General features: G+C 64.4%; 13 protein-coding genes and 1 pseudogene. 7 read left to right on the forward strand and 7 right to left on the reverse strand.

Going from position 1 to position 15,077, the window contains the following annotated elements; translation table 11 throughout:
* Positions 1 to 11: 11 nt before the first annotated feature.
* On the reverse strand, positions 12 to 1,121 hold the full coding sequence (locus tag JQ573_RS24555) for an FAD-dependent monooxygenase (RefSeq protein WP_212315889.1): 1,110 nt from the start codon (positions 1,119 to 1,121) through the stop codon (positions 12 to 14).
* Positions 1,122 to 1,161: 40 nt separating this feature from the next.
* Positions 1,162 to 2,364, reverse strand: a complete 1,203-nt coding sequence (locus JQ573_RS24560) for an MFS transporter (RefSeq protein WP_212315888.1) — start codon at positions 2,362 to 2,364, stop codon at positions 1,162 to 1,164.
* A 428-nt stretch (positions 2,365 to 2,792) separates the two neighbouring features.
* Here JQ573_RS24560 and JQ573_RS24565 point away from each other — a divergent pair, with 428 nt between their 5' ends.
* Genes JQ573_RS24565 through JQ573_RS24575 form a run of 3 tightly spaced genes read left to right on the forward strand, consistent with a single transcriptional unit; the run spans position 2,793 to position 6,856 of the window.
* Positions 2,793 to 4,100, forward strand: coding sequence for a cytochrome c (locus JQ573_RS24565; RefSeq protein ID WP_212315887.1), 1,308 nt, complete (start codon positions 2,793 to 2,795; stop codon positions 4,098 to 4,100).
* Between the two features lie 42 nt (positions 4,101 to 4,142).
* On the forward strand, positions 4,143 to 4,631 hold the full coding sequence (locus JQ573_RS24570; RefSeq protein WP_212315886.1) for a (2Fe-2S)-binding protein: 489 nt from the start codon (positions 4,143 to 4,145) through the stop codon (positions 4,629 to 4,631).
* Complete coding sequence (locus JQ573_RS24575) at positions 4,628 to 6,856, forward strand: molybdopterin cofactor-binding domain-containing protein (RefSeq protein ID WP_212315885.1); 2,229 nt, start codon at positions 4,628 to 4,630, stop codon at positions 6,854 to 6,856. Before JQ573_RS24570 ends, JQ573_RS24575 begins: the two co-directional genes overlap by 4 nt.
* Before the next feature lie 16 nt (positions 6,857 to 6,872).
* Here the strand turns inward: JQ573_RS24575 and JQ573_RS24580 are convergent, their stop codons facing one another.
* On the reverse strand, positions 6,873 to 7,544 hold the full coding sequence (locus JQ573_RS24580; RefSeq protein ID WP_212315883.1) for a TetR/AcrR family transcriptional regulator: 672 nt from the start codon (positions 7,542 to 7,544) through the stop codon (positions 6,873 to 6,875).
* Positions 7,545 to 7,742: 198 nt separating this feature from the next.
* On the opposite strand from JQ573_RS24580, the gene JQ573_RS24585 reads away from it, so the two are divergent.
* From JQ573_RS24585 to JQ573_RS24600, 4 genes are read left to right on the forward strand one after another with little or no spacing between them, the layout of a single operon-like run.
* Entirely contained in the window at positions 7,743 to 8,993 is a 1,251-nt protein-coding gene (locus JQ573_RS24585; protein WP_212315881.1) for an FAD binding domain-containing protein, read from the forward strand.
* Between the two features lie 31 nt (positions 8,994 to 9,024).
* Complete coding sequence (locus JQ573_RS24590; RefSeq protein ID WP_212315879.1) at positions 9,025 to 9,324, forward strand: DUF485 domain-containing protein; 300 nt, start codon at positions 9,025 to 9,027, stop codon at positions 9,322 to 9,324.
* Positions 9,321 to 10,979, forward strand: coding sequence for a cation/acetate symporter ActP (actP, locus tag JQ573_RS24595; protein WP_212315877.1), 1,659 nt, complete (start codon positions 9,321 to 9,323; stop codon positions 10,977 to 10,979). The genes JQ573_RS24590 and actP overlap by 4 nt, the downstream gene beginning before the upstream one ends.
* A 36-nt stretch (positions 10,980 to 11,015) precedes the next feature.
* Complete coding sequence (locus JQ573_RS24600) at positions 11,016 to 11,459, forward strand: hypothetical protein (protein WP_212315875.1); 444 nt, start codon at positions 11,016 to 11,018, stop codon at positions 11,457 to 11,459.
* 99 nt (positions 11,460 to 11,558) lie between these two features.
* Here the strand turns inward: JQ573_RS24600 and JQ573_RS24605 are convergent.
* From JQ573_RS24605 to JQ573_RS24620, 4 genes and pseudogenes are all read right to left on the reverse strand, one after another.
* Positions 11,559 to 11,840 (reverse strand): annotated as a pseudogene (locus JQ573_RS24605) (nitroreductase family protein); the annotation flags it as partial.
* A 360-nt stretch (positions 11,841 to 12,200) separates the two neighbouring features.
* Positions 12,201 to 13,133 (reverse strand): sugar-binding protein, encoded by a 933-nt coding sequence (locus tag JQ573_RS24610; RefSeq protein ID WP_212315873.1) that lies wholly within the window; start codon positions 13,131 to 13,133, stop codon positions 12,201 to 12,203.
* Positions 13,134 to 13,224: 91 nt separating this feature from the next.
* The gene (locus JQ573_RS24615; RefSeq protein WP_212315871.1) at positions 13,225 to 14,307 is read right to left on the reverse strand and encodes an ABC transporter permease; all 1,083 of its coding nucleotides are present in this window, start codon (positions 14,305 to 14,307) and stop codon (positions 13,225 to 13,227) included.
* Complete coding sequence (locus tag JQ573_RS24620; RefSeq protein ID WP_212315869.1) at positions 14,307 to 15,071, reverse strand: ATP-binding cassette domain-containing protein; 765 nt, start codon at positions 15,069 to 15,071, stop codon at positions 14,307 to 14,309. Before JQ573_RS24620 ends, JQ573_RS24615 begins: the two co-directional genes overlap by 1 nt.
* Positions 15,072 to 15,077: the final 6 nt, after the last annotated feature.

Genomic DNA, 15,077 nt, shown 5'->3' on the forward strand with positions numbered 1-15,077 from the left:
CAATTGGCGGCTCACACGAGGTGCGCGCCCAGCTCGCGGCCGGACGCGGCGATAGAGGCGCCTGCCTGTCGGCGTTCCCGGTCATATCGCTGGAGCGCCTCGCCGAGCGGCGCCGATGCAAGGTGCTGTCGCAGCGCCATGGAGTCAGCCGCCGCCTTTGCGATGCCCATCCCCGTATGCGGCCGCACGACGAATGCCGCGTCTCCTACCAGCGCAATCAGTCGCGAGGTCATTCGCTCCGCTTCGTAGTCGAAGATCCCTTGCACGAACGGCTGGGGTGTCGCTTCGATCGCCGCAGCGAAGGAGCGCGGCAGCAATCGCTTGGCGTCCTCGACGAGTCCGTTGCGGGCGTGTGCGGAGACCGCGCCCGGAGGTAGCGAGTATGGGTGGATGCGGCCTTCGCGGTCGGTGAGCACATCGTCCCGCGCCGCCGGTCCGATCGCCGGCCGATACCAGACCCAATTGTACCTGCGATCTCCGGGCTCGGTTTCGCCGTTCGGTCCGGGGACCAGGAAGCCGATCACGTGGGAATGCGGCATCCGGAAGTATGCGAAGCGCTCGAGGAGGTCGCTGGCCGCGAAGCCCGGCAGGTCGAGTTCCGGAACAAGGCCGCGCCACCCGACATAGCCGGCGTAGACGTTGGCCGCGGCCTGGCCGTCGACTGCGGCGCGCGCGACGGACGCGATGCCGTCGGCGCCAATGACGAGATCGGCCGCCGTCTCGCTGCCGTCGCCGAAGCGAACGACGACCCGCTCGGCCTCTTCGCGAAGGTGTTCGACCTTTCGGTCAAGCACGTACGAGTTGTCCGCGATCTGCTTTCGAAACACGCGATAGATGGAGTCCCACGACAGCTGCATCTGGGGCGGCATCTTCTGATCGATGGTCGGGCCCGTGTCGCCGAACACGATCCGTTCCCGCGCGACCACTCCGACGCGTGCGACATGTTCGCACCCGGCCGCGCGCAGAATGGCAAAGGTTTCGCGCTTGCCCAGCAGGCCGGCTCCGCGCCCTTCGAGCCCATGGACCGATCGCTCGTAGACCGTGACGTCGTGTCCATCCTGGGCCAGCAGCGTTGCGGTGAACAATCCCGCGAGGGAGCCTCCGACGGCCGCGATTTGCATGTCTTGCGATCTCCAAATGCGTCCGTTCGACCTGGCGAGGTCAGTGATGCGCTGACTTCCGGCCGAACAGTGTCGGCAACTGCAAGAGCAGGCCAGCGGCCGCAAGTGCGGCGCCGTAGCCGCAAACGCCGAACCACGACGCGTGCGCATAGGCCCAGCTCGCGCCGAGGGATCCAAGCGATCCGCCGATAAACATGGCCGTCATGAAAACCGTGTTCAGCCTGCTTCGCGCCTCGGGACGGAGCGCGAAAATCAGGTGCTGGTTAGCCACCAGCGCTGCGTTCACGCCGACGTCGAGCAGCACCACTCCGACGGTCAGTCCGGCGACGGTGTTCCAGCCCCCGAACACTGCCCAGGAGGACAGCGAGATCGCGGCGGCGACCGCGATCACGAGATGAGGGCCGCGCTTGTCGGTCGTTCGGCCGGCGAGCGGCGCAGCGAGGATCCCCGACGCGCCGATGACGCCAAACAGGCCGGCGATCTCGGGGCCGAGACCAAACGCCGGCTCTTGCAGATGGAGGGACAAGACGGTCCAGAACGCGATGAAGGAGGCAAACAGCATCGCTTGCGTCGCAGCGGCCAGCCGAAGCGCCGGTTCTTCGATCAGCAAATGCACCAGCGAATGCAGCGCGGCTGCGTATCCCAGGCTCTGGGTCGGATGATGGCGGGGCAGGGTCGTGCGGACCAGCGCGGCGGCGCCGAGCGCCAAAGGCACACCAAGCCAAAACATCTCGCGCCATCCGAAATGCGATCCGACGAAGCCGGCTATTGTTCGGCTAAGGAGGATGCCGCCCAGGATTCCACTCACCACCGTTCCGACCGCGGCGCCCCGCGTCTTGTCGTCGGCGAGCGTCGCGGCGAACGGGACGATCTGCTGCGCCACCGTGGCCGCTACCCCTAGCACCAGCGAGGCTGCGATCAACGCGAGCGTGGTCGGTGCCACAGCAGCGAAGGCGAGTGCTGCCGCCAGAACGACGAATTGCACGGCGATGAGGCGCCGCCTCTCCACGAGATCGCCCAACGGGACCAGCAGGAGGAGACCGACTGCGTAGCCAAACTGCGTGGCCGTGGGTATCAGGCCGATCGCCGAGGAGCTCGGATAATTTGCTTCGATCAGGCCGAGCAGCGGCTGGTTGTAATAGATGTTCGCGACCGCGATGCCCGCACAGACCGCCATGGCAAACGTGCGTGCGCGGGTGAGTTCAGGAACCCGTTGGTCCGTGCTGAGAGCAGACGTCGACATGGCCGCAATCCTCGCTGGTCGGCGCGCAGCTTCGGTTCGCCGCACCCGACGCTTGACTTCAAACACGATCGGCAGCTAATTATCAACTGATAAATAACAAGGGTCGTCCGGGATGAATGGTTGCCATGTGCAGCTGGCTGCGCGGCGCGCGGCGTTCCGGGTGACAGAACTCTCGCCCGGCACCTTACGTGGCAGGCCTGCGAACGTATTGGACTGAATGCGCACGCTTTGGACTGGCTTTTGAATCCGCGCGCGCATTGCGGCGGTGCGACCTCCCGGTCGAGCGTCGTTGGCCGAACCGGCGACACGCCGCCGATGCTCCGCAGCGCCGTGGCCTTATCGGGAGATTGTTCAAGGGCCGCATCAAACTGAAAAGATGAGTGCCTGCAGCGGACTGGTATGGCGTTTCCATTGAGGAAGGAACGGCGATGAAGCTCAGGTCAGTTCTGCTCGCGCTGCTTGCCGTCGGGGCGATCGGTGGGATGGTAGCGCTTCTCTACGCCTGGGAATCGTCCATTGATCCGATCGATCCGCGATCAACCAGGGCCACCGATACTGTGATGGTGCGTCGTGGCGCAAGCCTCGCGCTGCTTGGCGACTGTGCCACCTGTCACACCGCGTCCGGCGGAGCGCCGTACGCCGGCGGACTTGCGATGCCGACGCCGTTCGGCACGATCTACTCCACCAACATCACGCCCGATCCGGAGACCGGCATCGGCCGATGGTCGGAACAGGCGTTCGTTCGCGCCTTGCGGTCCGGCGTGGACCGCGAGGGCCGTCATCTTTATCCGGCGTTCCCGTATGACCACTTCACGCGCGTGACGGACGATGATGCGAGGGCACTGTACGCCTTCCTGATGTCGCTCGATCCGGTCAGGTCGTCGGCGCCGCCAAACGGACTTCCGTTTCCGCTCAATATCCGCCTGACGCTCGCCGGCTGGAAGCTGCTGTTTCTGCATCAGGAGCGCTTCGTCGCCGACCCGTCGAAGGATGCGAAGTGGAACAGGGGGAAGTATCTGGTCGACGGGCTCGGGCACTGCGGCGCCTGCCATTCTCCGCGAAACCCGATGGGCGCAGAAGAGGTCTCGGCGAGCTTCCAGGGCGGCGTGGCCGAAGGCTGGCGTGCCTACGCGCTCGGTCGAAGCTCGCGGTCGCCGGTCCCGTGGGATGAGGCGGCCCTGACGGATTATCTTGCGCGTGGTTCGCATCCCCAGCATGGCACGGCTCAAGGTCCCATGGCGAACGTGACCGACAATCTGTCCCAGGTCGATCCCGCGGATGTCAGCGCAATGGCCTATTATCTAGCCTCGCTCGGCAAGAGCGAAGCTCGGACCGGCGCAAAGATCGCCGCTCCCTCGGGGCCCGGACGATTGCCGCAAGTGGCTGGTGCGCAAGCCGCGACGCCGTCACTCCAGTCCGATCCGGGTGGAGCGATCTACGGCGTCGCTTGCGCATCATGCCATGAGGGCGGCAGACCTTTGCCGCTGGGGGGCGTGGGCCTTGGTCTCTCCACGGCCCTTGCCGACGAGACGCCAGCCAACCTGATCAATCTCGTGCTGCGAGGAATCCCCGCGTCCTCCGACGGTTCGGCGCGTCCGATCATGCCCGGCTTTGGCGATGTTCTCGGCGACCGGCAGATCTCCGATCTCGCCAACTACCTGCGCACGCAGTTCGCCGGCAAGACCCGGTGGGACGGGGTCGCCAAGGCGGTGGCGGTCGCAAGAGCCAACCAGTGAGCCGGGCAAGAGAACAATGAGCAGAAAGGCCGCTGACGCGCCATGACAACGTTGACCGTTAACGGCGAGAGCCGATCCATCAAGGCGAGCCCGGACACGCCGCTGCTCTATGTTCTCCGCGACGAACTCGGGCTGAACGCCGCAAAGTACGGTTGCGGCCTCGGCCAGTGCGGCGCGTGCACCGTGATCGTCGACGGCAAGGCCATCTTCTCCTGCATCACGCCGGTAATGGTGCTGGAGGGGCGGGCCATCACCACGCTGGAAGGACTCGGAAGCCAGGCGACGCCAGGCCCGTTGCAGCAGGCCTTCATCGCCGAACAGGCAGCGCAGTGCGGCTATTGCATTCCCGGCATGATGATGCGCGCCCAGGCGCTGCTCAATCGTGATCCGAATGTGACCGACGAATCGATCAGGGCCGAACTGCAGCCGCATCTCTGCCGATGCGGAACTCATATGCGGATCTTGCGTGCGGTCCGCCGTGCCGCCGACGAGCTGAAGAAGAGGTCTGCCGAGGTGAGGGCGGGGCGATGACGCATGCTGTCTCTCGACGGAGCGTATTGGCGGGTGCCGGCGCGCTCATTGTGGCCTTGCGATTCTCCGGAGCGCGTGCACAGACGGAAACCGGCACCGGTGGAGGTCCGTCGAAGCACGGTCTTCCGGGAAGCCTCGACGACACACCCAACATCGATGCCTGGATTCGCGTCGATGCGTCGGGTGCGGTTACGATCCTCACGGGAAAGGCCGAGCTCGGCCAGGGTCTCAAGACGTCACTGCTCCAGGTCGCAGCCGAGGAGCTCAAGCTGCCGTTCGATCGGCTGTCGCTCGTCACGGCAGATACCGCACGGACGCCGAATGAAGGCTACACGGCCGCAAGCCATTCGATGCAGGATTCCGGCACCGCAATCCGGCACGCGGCGGCGCAGACGCGCGAGATCCTTCGCGACGAGGCCGCCCGCCGGCTTGGCGTGCCCGCAACCACGCTCCAGGTCCGCAGCGGCGCGGTGTTCGGCCCTCACGGCGCACGTCTGGCCTATGGCGAGCTGGTTCGCGATCAACTGTTATCTGTGGAAGCGAGCACAACGTCGCATCTCACCTCGCCGGCAGACTTCACGGTGATGAACCAGCCGGCTTCGCGGATCGATATTCCGGCCAAGGTGACAGGCGGTAGCGCCTATGTTCAGGATCTGCGCCCCGAGGGGATGCTGCACGGTCGTGTCGTCCGTCCACCGAGTTACGGGGCCACCTTGCGCGATCTCGATGTCGCGCCTGTCGAGCGGATGAACGGGATCGCCAAGGTCGTGCGCGACGGCAATTTCCTTGGCGTGATTGCAGACCGTGAGTGGACCGCCGTTCAGGGAATGCGAACGCTCGCTGCGACCACGACCTGGATCGAACAGCAAGCTCTGCCTGATGGCGAGGACCTGCCGGGCGCCCTGATCAACCTGCCTTCGCGCGACACGACGATTCACGACGAGGGACGTCCGGGCAAGCCGGGAATCGCGGTCGAAGCGACCTTCAGCCGGCCTTACCTCACCCACGGCTCGATCGGGCCGTCCTGTGCGATGGCGCAATTCCAGGACGGCATGCTCACGGTTTGGACGCATACGCAGGGCGTTTTCTTCCTTCGTAATGCGATTGCCGGCATGCTGCGCATGCCCACAGAAAACGTGCGCTGCATCCATGCGGAAGGGGCCGGTTGCTACGGTCACAATTGCGCCGACGACGCCGCAGCCGATGCAGCGATGCTTGCCGTCGCGATGCCCGGCCGGCCGATCAGGGTGCAGCTGATGCGTGAACAGGAGCACGCCTGGGATCCGTTCGGACCCGGCATGGTGGTCAAACTCCGCGCAGCGGTCGGACCGGATGGGGTGATCGCGGATTGGCACCACGAGGTCTGGAGCCAGTCGCATATGATGCGGCCCGGACCTCCGGGAACGCTCACAGCCGCCCGGCTGAAGTCCGACGCATCTCCACCCGCGCCGCCGGTTGCGCTGGCGCAGCCCGAGGGTGGCGGTGACCGCAACGCGATTCCGCTCTATTCGATCCCGAACTGCAAGGTGATCAGCCATTTCCTGCCCGACATGCCCTTGCGTGGCTCCTCCATGCGCTCACTTGGTGGCTACCTCAATGTGCTTTCGATCGAGAGCATGTTTGACGAGCTGGCGGCGCGCTCGGGGCAGGACCCCGTCGCGTTTCGACTTCGCCATGCCGTCGATCCCCGCGCGCGCGACGTCATCGAAGCGGCGGCATCCCGCTTCGGCTGGGCCGCGCGGGTCAAGCGTTCCGACAACAGCGGATTCGGCTTTGGCTTTGCACGTTACAAGAACCTCGAAGCCTGGTGCGCGGTGGCCGTCGAGATCGAAGTCGTACGCCTCACTGGCACCGTTCGCGTCCGTCGCGTCGTCGCAGCGGTGGATACGGGGCAGGTCGTGAACCCGGACGGTGTCCGCAACCAGGTCGAGGGCGGCATCCTGCAATCGATCAGCTGGACGCTGTTCGAACGCGTGACGTTCGATCGCACCCGCGTCACGTCGGTGGATTGGTCAGCCTATCCGATCATGCGGTTCGACAGCGTTCCGGGCGCGGTCGACGTTCACCTGATAGATCGGCCCGGCGATGGCTTTTATGGTGTCGCCGAGGCCGCGCAAGGGCCGACGGGAGCCGCGATCGCGAACGCGATCAGTGATGCGATCGGCGTTCGGATGCATAACCTTCCGTTCAATCCCGCTCGCATCAGGAAGGCGATTGGCGCGTAGTTGGAGGGAGCAGGATCTAGGCCATCGCCTTGGCCGGCAGGACGAATCGAACGCCGCCCAGGAATGTCGTCACCTTGGCATCGATGATCGAATTGACGTCGGCTTCCAGGGGCATCGAGTAGATGAACTTGCGAACTCCGAGATAGAAGATCGCAGCGTGCAGGCCCCATATCATCTCGACCTCGAGATCGGTGGTCGGCAGCTCGTCGGTCGAGGGGCGTCCATACTCGAACCTGATCTCCTCGATCACTCTCTCGAACGCCCGTTCGCGCAGCATCTTGAGATAGCGGGCGTTCAGTCCGAGGTCCTTGAGGCCTGCGAACATGAACAGGCGGATCCACTCGTAGGTGAGAATGACCTCGGCGTATTCGCGATAGAACTGGATCAGCCTGGCCTTGAGGGGGACCGTGCGATCGGTGATGACCTTCTCCCAGGACGGTTTCCAGCGCCCGACGAAAACCTCCTGATAGACCCGCTCGATCAGGGCTTCCTTGCTCGGAAAATAGCGATAGAGCAGGGGCTGGGTAATGCGCAGCCGCTTTGCGAGTTCGCGGGTCTGCCCTTCGAACCCGTACTCGGCAAAGAACGACACGGCTTCTCGCGCGATGATGGCTTCCCGCTCGGACGGGTCCAGCCTCTGCTGCTCTCGGATCGGCGTCGGAAGACGCGCTCTTCTGGCCTGCTTCACGTCTGATTCGTCGGCTTGAGGACACTTTCATGTCTTCATACACCGATTTGCCGCCAGGGCCGACGGCAAGCGGTGCCATCACTTTTTGTTTATCATTTGATAAATAACGATTGACTTGGATCAATGACATGCCAATAATTGATCAAACGATAAATAAGTACCGGTTCGCGTGAACCAATCACCGAAAGGAGGATGCTCATGAGCGACCACCGCTGGAAGTGTGGAGTGCAGCCGAGAGCACTCGTGATCGGTGGGTCCATGGCGGGGCTGTTTGCCGCGTTGCTGTTGCGGCGGGAAGGCTGGGACGTCGACGTCTACGAGCGTATCGGCGCCGAGCTCGCGGGCCGAGGCGCGGGCATCGTCACGCATTTGGAACTGTTCGACGTCTTGGGCCGGGCCGGCATCGATACCGCGGCCGCGGCGGTCGGGGTCGTCGTTCCGGGGCGGCGCGTCTTGGACCGAAGTGGCCGGATCGCAGGCGAGCTCGGGTTGCGGCAAGTGCTCACATCCTGGGGACACCTCTATGGGCTCTTGAAGGCGGCGCTGCCGCTGCAACACTACCATCACGGCAAGAACCTCGAGGATGTCACGGAGCTCGGCGACCGGGTGGTGGCGCGCTTTTCCGACGGCACCGAAGCGTCGGGAGACCTGCTGGTCGGCGCCGACGGCATATTCTCGAGCGTCAGGACGCAGCTCGCGGCCAACGTCCAGCCCAAATACGCCGGTTACGTCGCCTGGCGGGGCCTCGTCAACGAGCGGGACCTGTCGGCTCGGACGCGGGCGGAATTGTGCGACTGGTTCGCCTTCAGCCTGCCTCCCGGGGAGCAGATGCTCGGCTATCCCGTTGCCGGGGCCAATGAGGAGATGGATGTCGGCGAGCGCCGCTTCAATTTCGTCTGGTATCGCCCGGCCGACGCCGACCATGGACTGGCGGATCTCCTGACGGATATCGATGGTGTCAGGCAGCCCTTGTCGATTCCGCCGACCAGGATTCGATCTGATGTGATTGCCGCGATGCGTCGGGACGCGGAGCGGCTGCTGGCGCCGCAATTTGCCGAGGTCGTTCACCTCACGTCTCAGCCGTTCATCCAAGCCATCCTGGATCTCGAGACGCCGCGCATGGCGCTCGGATCCCGCACCGTCATTCTCGGCGATGCTGCGTTCGTGGCGAGGCCCCATGTCGGCATGGGCGTGACGAAAGCCGCGGCGGATGCGGCGGCTCTGGTCGATGCGTTGCGAGGCCATCCGGCCGATCTGCCGATGGCGCTCGCGAAATTCGAGTCGGCCCGGCTTCCGTTCGGCGCCGCAGTCGTGCGGCGCGCCCGCCACCTCGGCGCATACATGCAGGCGCAAATCGCCACGGCCGAAGAACGGGCGATGGCAGAGCAGCATCGCAGCCCCGAGGCGGTGATGGCGGAGACAGCGGTGGCAACCGGTATTGCCGCCTAGGTGAATTCAAAGAAGGGAGCATAGACGTCCAATGGACTTGCAAACCATCCAGCACCATCCCGCGTTCAAGCAGCTTGCCAGTGAGCGCGCACGTCTTGGCGTTGGGATGTCGATCGTCATGGCGGCCGCTTACTTCGCCTACATCCTGACCATCGCGTTCTGGCCCTGGCTGCTCGGGTATCCGCTGTGGAGCGGCACCGTGATCACCTGGGGCGTGTTGGTCGGCGTCGGCCTGATCGCGCTCGGCTTCCTGCTGACGGCGCTCTACGTGCGGCGCGCCAATTCTCGTTTCGATAGCCTCAGTCAGCTGCTTCTGGAGGATCTCCGATGACGTCACGTTCGGTTTGCGGAGCCCTGTTTGCAACCGCACTCGTCCTGCTTTCCGGGCCCGCCGCGGCCGACGCGTTGACCGCGGCGAGCGGCACGCGGCAACCGCTGAACGCGACGGCGATCGCCATGTTCCTCGGCTTCGTCGCGATCAGCCTCGGCATCACATGGTGGGCTGCGCGACGTGGTACGAGCACGGCCAAGGATTTCTATGCCGCCGGCGGCGGTCTCAAGGGTGTCCAGAACGGGCTCGCGATCGCCGGCGATTACACGTCGGCCGCGACGTTCCTGGGCGTTACCGCGCTCGTCTATACCTCGGGCTACGACGGCATGATCTATGCGATCGGCTTCCTCGTCGGCTTTCCGATGATCCTGTTCCTGATTGCCGAGCCGTTGCGCAATCTCGGCCGTTACACCTTTGCCGACGTGGCGGCATATCGGTTGTCCGAAGTCCCGGTGAGGGCGGTCGCAGGCGTCAACACCCTCGTGATCGTGGTCTTCTATCTGATCGCCCAGCTGGTCGGCGCCGGCAAGCTGATCCAGCTGCTGTTCGGACTTCCCTACATCTACGCGGTCGGCATCGTCGGCGTGCTGATGATGATCTATGTGACGGTCGGAGGCATGCTCGCGACGACCTGGGTGCAGATCATCAAGGCCATCCTGCTGATGTCGGGCTCGGTCCTGATGTCGATCCTGATCCTCGGGCACTTCGGCTTCAGTCTGGAGGCGCTGTTCCGTGAAGCCGTGACATTGCATCCGAAGGCTGACGCCATCATGGCGCCGGGCGGACTTGTCAAGGATCCAGTATCGGCGATCTCCCTCGGGCTCGCCCTGATTTTCGGCACGGCCGGGTTGCCGCACATCTTGATGCGCTTCTTCACCGTGAGCGATGCCCGCCAGGCGCGTACATCGGTGCTGGTCGCGACCGGGTTCATCTCCATCTTCTACAGCCTATTGTTTGTGCTCGGTTTCGGCGCCATCGCGATCGTTTCGGCCAACCCGCAGTTTCGGGATGCGTCGGGCGCCCTCGTTGGCGGCGTCAACATGGTGGCTCTACATCTGGCCGATGCCGTCGGCGGATCGCTGCTGCTCGGGTTCATCTCGGCGGTGGCGTTCGCGACGATCCTCGCTGTCGTTTCGGGGCTGACGCTCGCGGGAGCCTCGGCGGCGAGCCACGACCTCTATGCCCGCGTGATCCGCAGGGGCCGTGCGAGCGAGCATGAGGAAGTGCTCGTCTCGAAGGCTGCCGCGGTTGCGATCAGCCTGATTGCGATGGGTCTGGGTGTCCTGTTCGAGAACCAGAACATCGCATTCATGGTCGGACTGGTCTTTGCGATCGCGGCGAGTGCGAACTTCCCGGTGATTCTTCTCTCGATCGTCTGGCCTGACCTGACGACGCGCGGCGCCGTGAGCGGGTCGCTCGCCGGCCTGCTGGCATCGGTGGGACTGGTCGCCCTCAGCCCGGGCGTATGGACCGCGGCGTTGAAGCTCGGGCCTGCACCATTCCCTTACGACAATCCGGCCCTGGTCTCGGTTCCTCTCGCCTTCGCCGTATCATGGGCGGTGTCGGTGCTGGACCGCAGTGCGGCGGCGGCTTCCGTCCGCGCCTCGTTCGGCGCGCAGCACGTCCGCGCCCAGACCGGGCTCGGCGTCGAGTAGGGCAGCGTGGATCACTCATCTCAAGGAGGCACAACAATGAGCGTCGATGTGGCCGAAAAGGGGAGGGCCGCCTGGCCCGACGACATTCGCAAGGAGTTCGATACCAATCAGCTCAACGGGCGGGTCGGGACGCGGCTGTTGTCCGAGACCGAGCGCGTGCGGGTCTGGGAAATCCGGCTTGCCCCAGGTGAGCGCATCGGATTCCATCGTCACGTGCTGGACTACTTCTGGACCGCGGTAACGCCAGGCCGGGCGCAATCGCATGCCGAGGACGGGACGATCGTCGAAGCGGTCTACTCGGCCGGCGAGACGCGTCACTTCGTCTATGGAAAGGGTGAATACAAGATCCACGACCTCGAAAACGTCGGCGATGCCGACTTGTGGTTCACCACGGTTGAGTTCCTCGACAGCGCCAATGCGCCCTTGGAGCTTGGCCGGATGCGCGAGGGCGAAACTTTCTCCGAACGGGGCGATTCCTGAGGGAGCTAAACTGCAGCCGAGCCACAGGTTGTCTGCGTAAGACCCCGCGGGAGCGATGGAAGCCCTGGCATCGTTGCGACCATCCGTCTCCTGACCGTACTAGGCGAATTCCAGCACATCGGCCACCGGACGGCGCGGCTTCTGCGGCCAGTTTCCCGGACGTTCCGCGCCGACGGATAACAGCATCACCGGCACCTCGTCGTCGGCCCGCGCGAACTCGCGGGCCATTGCTTCGGCGTCGAAACCGATCATCGGCGTCGAACCCAGGCCCAGCGAGCGGGCCGCATAGATCATTGCCGCCGCGCCGGAGATGCCGGTGCGTACTGCTTCGTCGCGCTGACGCTGCGGGTACTCCATATACAGACCGCGTGCAGGGATTTCCTGCCGCTCTGCGTGACTAACCTCAATGAACGACGGCTGCCGGCGGACTGTCGTCGGCCGTTGGAATTGACGCGATAGCAAGCGCAACCGGCGGGCGAGGCGGCGCTCGCATAATTTCGGAATATTGGAAGTAAACCCCTGAGTTGCCCGACGTGTCAAGTCGCCCTGTCGAACGTCGGCAGCCGCCGCTCACTTTGCATGGGGTTGTTTTCGATATTTTGCCGGCGCGCACCCCGCGCCGGCAATTGGTCCGCTGCGGGCAAATCCAGAGATTTCGACGAGAGATCGGGTCATGCAGGAACCGCCGCGCCCATCCGCGATTTCTCCTTGAATGGGCGGGCCGGAACCGGGCAGCGGTGTCTACTTCAGCATCGCCGCGACGTTGTCCTTTGTCACGACGTCGAGACCGGTGTGGATGATCTCCGGCACCTTCTGGCCCTTCTTGATGGCAAGCAGCGTATCCATCGCTTTCTCGCCCATCTCGAACGGACGCTGGCCGATCAGTGCGTTGACATAGCCCTCGTTCAGAAGTTCAAGCTGCATCTTGAGGGTATCGGCCACGACGAGCGTGAACTTGCCGGCGTCGATGTCCTTCTTGCTCTTGCTGGCGAACGCCTTGAAGCCTTCCGGGGCGAACATCGGCCAGCCGCCGACCGGGATGATCGCCGCGAGATCGGGAACAGCGGTGCGCAGATCGGTCATCTGCTGGACGCCCAGCGCGGGGTCGTCGTTGCAGAACGTCGGCGAGCCCCCGACTTCGGTCCACTTCGAGCCTTTGAGCGCTTCCCGGACGCCGTCGACGCGTTCGGCCAGGTTCTTCGCACCCGGCCCGCCGGAGACCATCGCGTACTTGCCGCCATCGGGCCGGAGCTTCAGCAACTGCTTGCCGAGCGCGACGCCGAACTCCTTGTTGTCGGTGCCGATATAGCCAATCCGCTTCGAGCCCGGCGCGTCCGCGTCAAACGTGATGACGGGAATGCCGGCCGCATTTGCCGCCTCGATCGACTTGGTCATGGCCGCGACATCGGCGACCGAGATGGCCAGGCCGTCCACCTTCTGGGTGATGAAATCCTGGATGATCTGTGCTTGCGTCGCCGGCTCGTGCTCGACGGGACCCTTGTAGATGCATTCGATGTTGCCGAGTTCCTTGGCGCGCTTCTGGCAACCGTCGCGCGCGAAATCGAAGAACGGATTGTTCATCGCCTTGGGCACGATCACGAATTTGTAGCTCTGGGCAAAGCCGGGTGTCGCCATCATGGCGAGGACCGCAGCGGCAAGAAGTGCCTTCTTCATTGTTTCCCTCCTCATTTTTATGCCTATCCCTCGAAATCAGCGGCTCCCGAAGGCGGATAGGCGGACATTACGATCCTCCAGGACGAACTCTTCAGGCCATGCGCGAGCGAAGACGATCGACCAGCACCGCTGCGATGATGATCACGCCCACCAAGGTCTGCTGCCAGTAGGAGTTGATCTGCGCGAGCACGAGGCCGTTGCGGATCACCTCGAGCAGCACGCAGCCGACGATCGCCCCGAGCGGGCCGCCGGCGCCGCCGGCGAGATTGGCGCCGCCGATGACGGCGGCTGCAATCACGTTGAGCTCGTAGGACGTCGCCATGTTTGCCGGCGCCGATCCCAGCCAGCCCGAGACGATGATGCCCTGCAGGCCGGCGGCGAGCGCGCAGATCACATAGATCTCGATCTTCACCCGCACGACCGGAATGCCGGTCAGCGCGGCCGCCTTCTCGTTGCCGCCGACGGCAAAGACGTGGCGGCCGAAACCGGTGTGGTGCAGCACGATCGCCATCGCCACCGCAAGAACCACGAGATAGATGAACGGCGCCGGCATGCCGAATACGACGCCGGATGTCAGCGCGTAGAGATATTCGGCTTCGGGGCCGCTTGGAAAACTGCCGCGGCCGTTGGAGACGACGTAACCGAGGCCGCGCACGATCGACAGCATGCCGAGCGTGGTGACGAAAGGCGACAGCCCGAGCACCGCGATGCAGAAGCCATTGACGAGACCGACGATCAGCGCGACGCCGAGCCCCGCAAGGACCGAGACGAGCAGGATCAAGCCGGGCATATTTGCGATCACGGTCTTGCCGTCGTCGGCCAAATGCACGAACCACTCCGTGCCAGGCATGCCCGGCGTCGAGATTTGGGTCATGACCATCGAGGTGATCATCGCGGAAAAGCACATCACCGACCCCACCGAGAGGTCGATGCCGCCGGTGATGATGACGAAGGTCACGCCGAGCGTGGCGATGGCGATGAAGGAAAAGTTCTTCGCCACATTCTGCATATTGCCTTCGGTGAGGAAGTAGGGGCTGGCGAAGTTCATCACCACGAACAGCGCCACCAGCGCGAGCAGGACGTAGCCGGTCTGCGAGGCAAAGAAGCCGCTCTGCCACCATTTGGTCTTGCCGACATTGGTGAAGGTGATGGGAGATTCCAGGGGCGTGGCCATTACGCAGCCTCTCTCGCTCCCGTGATGAGGGAGGTGACTTCCTCGGGGCTGGTGTCGCCGATCGCCTTGTCGGCACGTTTTTCGCCGCGGCGCATCACCACGACGCGGTCGCAGACCGCGAACACGTCGGGCATGCGGTGCGAGATCAGCATCACCGCGACGCCCTGTTCCTTCAGGCGATGGATCAGGCTCAGCACCTGCTCGACCTGGCGGACCGAGATCGCGGCCGTCGGCTCGTCCATCATCACGAGCTTGGCATTGGACAGCCGAGTCCGTGCGATCGCGACCGCCTGACGCTGGCCGCCCGACATCTGCTTGACGAGATCGTGCGGTCGGGTCTCCGAACGCAGCTCGCCGAACAGCTCCAGCGCGCGGGCTGCCATCGCCTTGTGGTCGAGAAACGCGAACGGACCAAGCTTGCGCTTGAGCTCACGGCCGAGGAAGACATTGGCCGCTGCCGTGAGATTGTCGGCGAGCGCGAGGTCCTGATAGACCACTTCGATTCCGACCGCGCGGGCATCGATCGGCCGGACGAAATGAACCGGCTTGCCGTCAAAGCGGATCTCGCCGTGACTCGGCGGGAAGTTGCCGGCGATGATCTTGACGAGCGTCGACTTGCCGGCGCCGTTGTCTCCCATCAGGCCGACCACCTCGCCGGGAGAAACGCGCAGGTCGACGCCATGCAACGCGCGAATGGCGCCGAACTCCTTGCCGATGCCCTTCAACTCCAGGACGGCCAGCCCGGCGTCGTGAGGGGTTACCATGGCGGG

The sequence above is a fragment of the Bradyrhizobium sp. AUGA SZCCT0105 genome, from assembly GCF_018129565.1.
Taxonomy (GTDB): Bacteria; Pseudomonadota; Alphaproteobacteria; order Rhizobiales; family Xanthobacteraceae; genus Bradyrhizobium.

What these genes read in the sequence shown, in the direction of transcription:
- JQ573_RS24610 (WP_212315873.1), bottom strand. Translation starts at nt 13,133, where the DNA reads ATGAAGAAGGCACTTCTTGCCGCTGCGGTCCTCGCCATGATGGCGACA.
- JQ573_RS24555 (WP_212315889.1), bottom strand. Translation starts at nt 1,121, where the DNA reads ATGCAAATCGCGGCCGTCGGAGGCTCCCTCGCGGGATTGTTCACCGCA.
- JQ573_RS24620 (WP_212315869.1), bottom strand. Translation starts at nt 15,071, where the DNA reads ATGGTAACCCCTCACGACGCCGGGCTGGCCGTCCTGGAGTTGAAGGGC.
- JQ573_RS24600 (WP_212315875.1), top strand. Translation starts at nt 11,016, where the DNA reads ATGAGCGTCGATGTGGCCGAAAAGGGGAGGGCCGCCTGGCCCGACGAC.
- JQ573_RS24560 (WP_212315888.1), bottom strand. Translation starts at nt 2,364, where the DNA reads ATGTCGACGTCTGCTCTCAGCACGGACCAACGGGTTCCTGAACTCACC.
- JQ573_RS24615 (WP_212315871.1), bottom strand. Translation starts at nt 14,307, where the DNA reads ATGGCCACGCCCCTGGAATCTCCCATCACCTTCACCAATGTCGGCAAG.
- JQ573_RS24570 (WP_212315886.1), top strand. Translation starts at nt 4,143, where the DNA reads ATGACAACGTTGACCGTTAACGGCGAGAGCCGATCCATCAAGGCGAGC.
- actP (WP_212315877.1), top strand. Translation starts at nt 9,321, where the DNA reads ATGACGTCACGTTCGGTTTGCGGAGCCCTGTTTGCAACCGCACTCGTC.
- JQ573_RS24575 (WP_212315885.1), top strand. Translation starts at nt 4,628, where the DNA reads ATGACGCATGCTGTCTCTCGACGGAGCGTATTGGCGGGTGCCGGCGCG.
- JQ573_RS24565 (WP_212315887.1), top strand. Translation starts at nt 2,793, where the DNA reads ATGAAGCTCAGGTCAGTTCTGCTCGCGCTGCTTGCCGTCGGGGCGATC.
- JQ573_RS24590 (WP_212315879.1), top strand. Translation starts at nt 9,025, where the DNA reads ATGGACTTGCAAACCATCCAGCACCATCCCGCGTTCAAGCAGCTTGCC.
- JQ573_RS24585 (WP_212315881.1), top strand. Translation starts at nt 7,743, where the DNA reads ATGAGCGACCACCGCTGGAAGTGTGGAGTGCAGCCGAGAGCACTCGTG.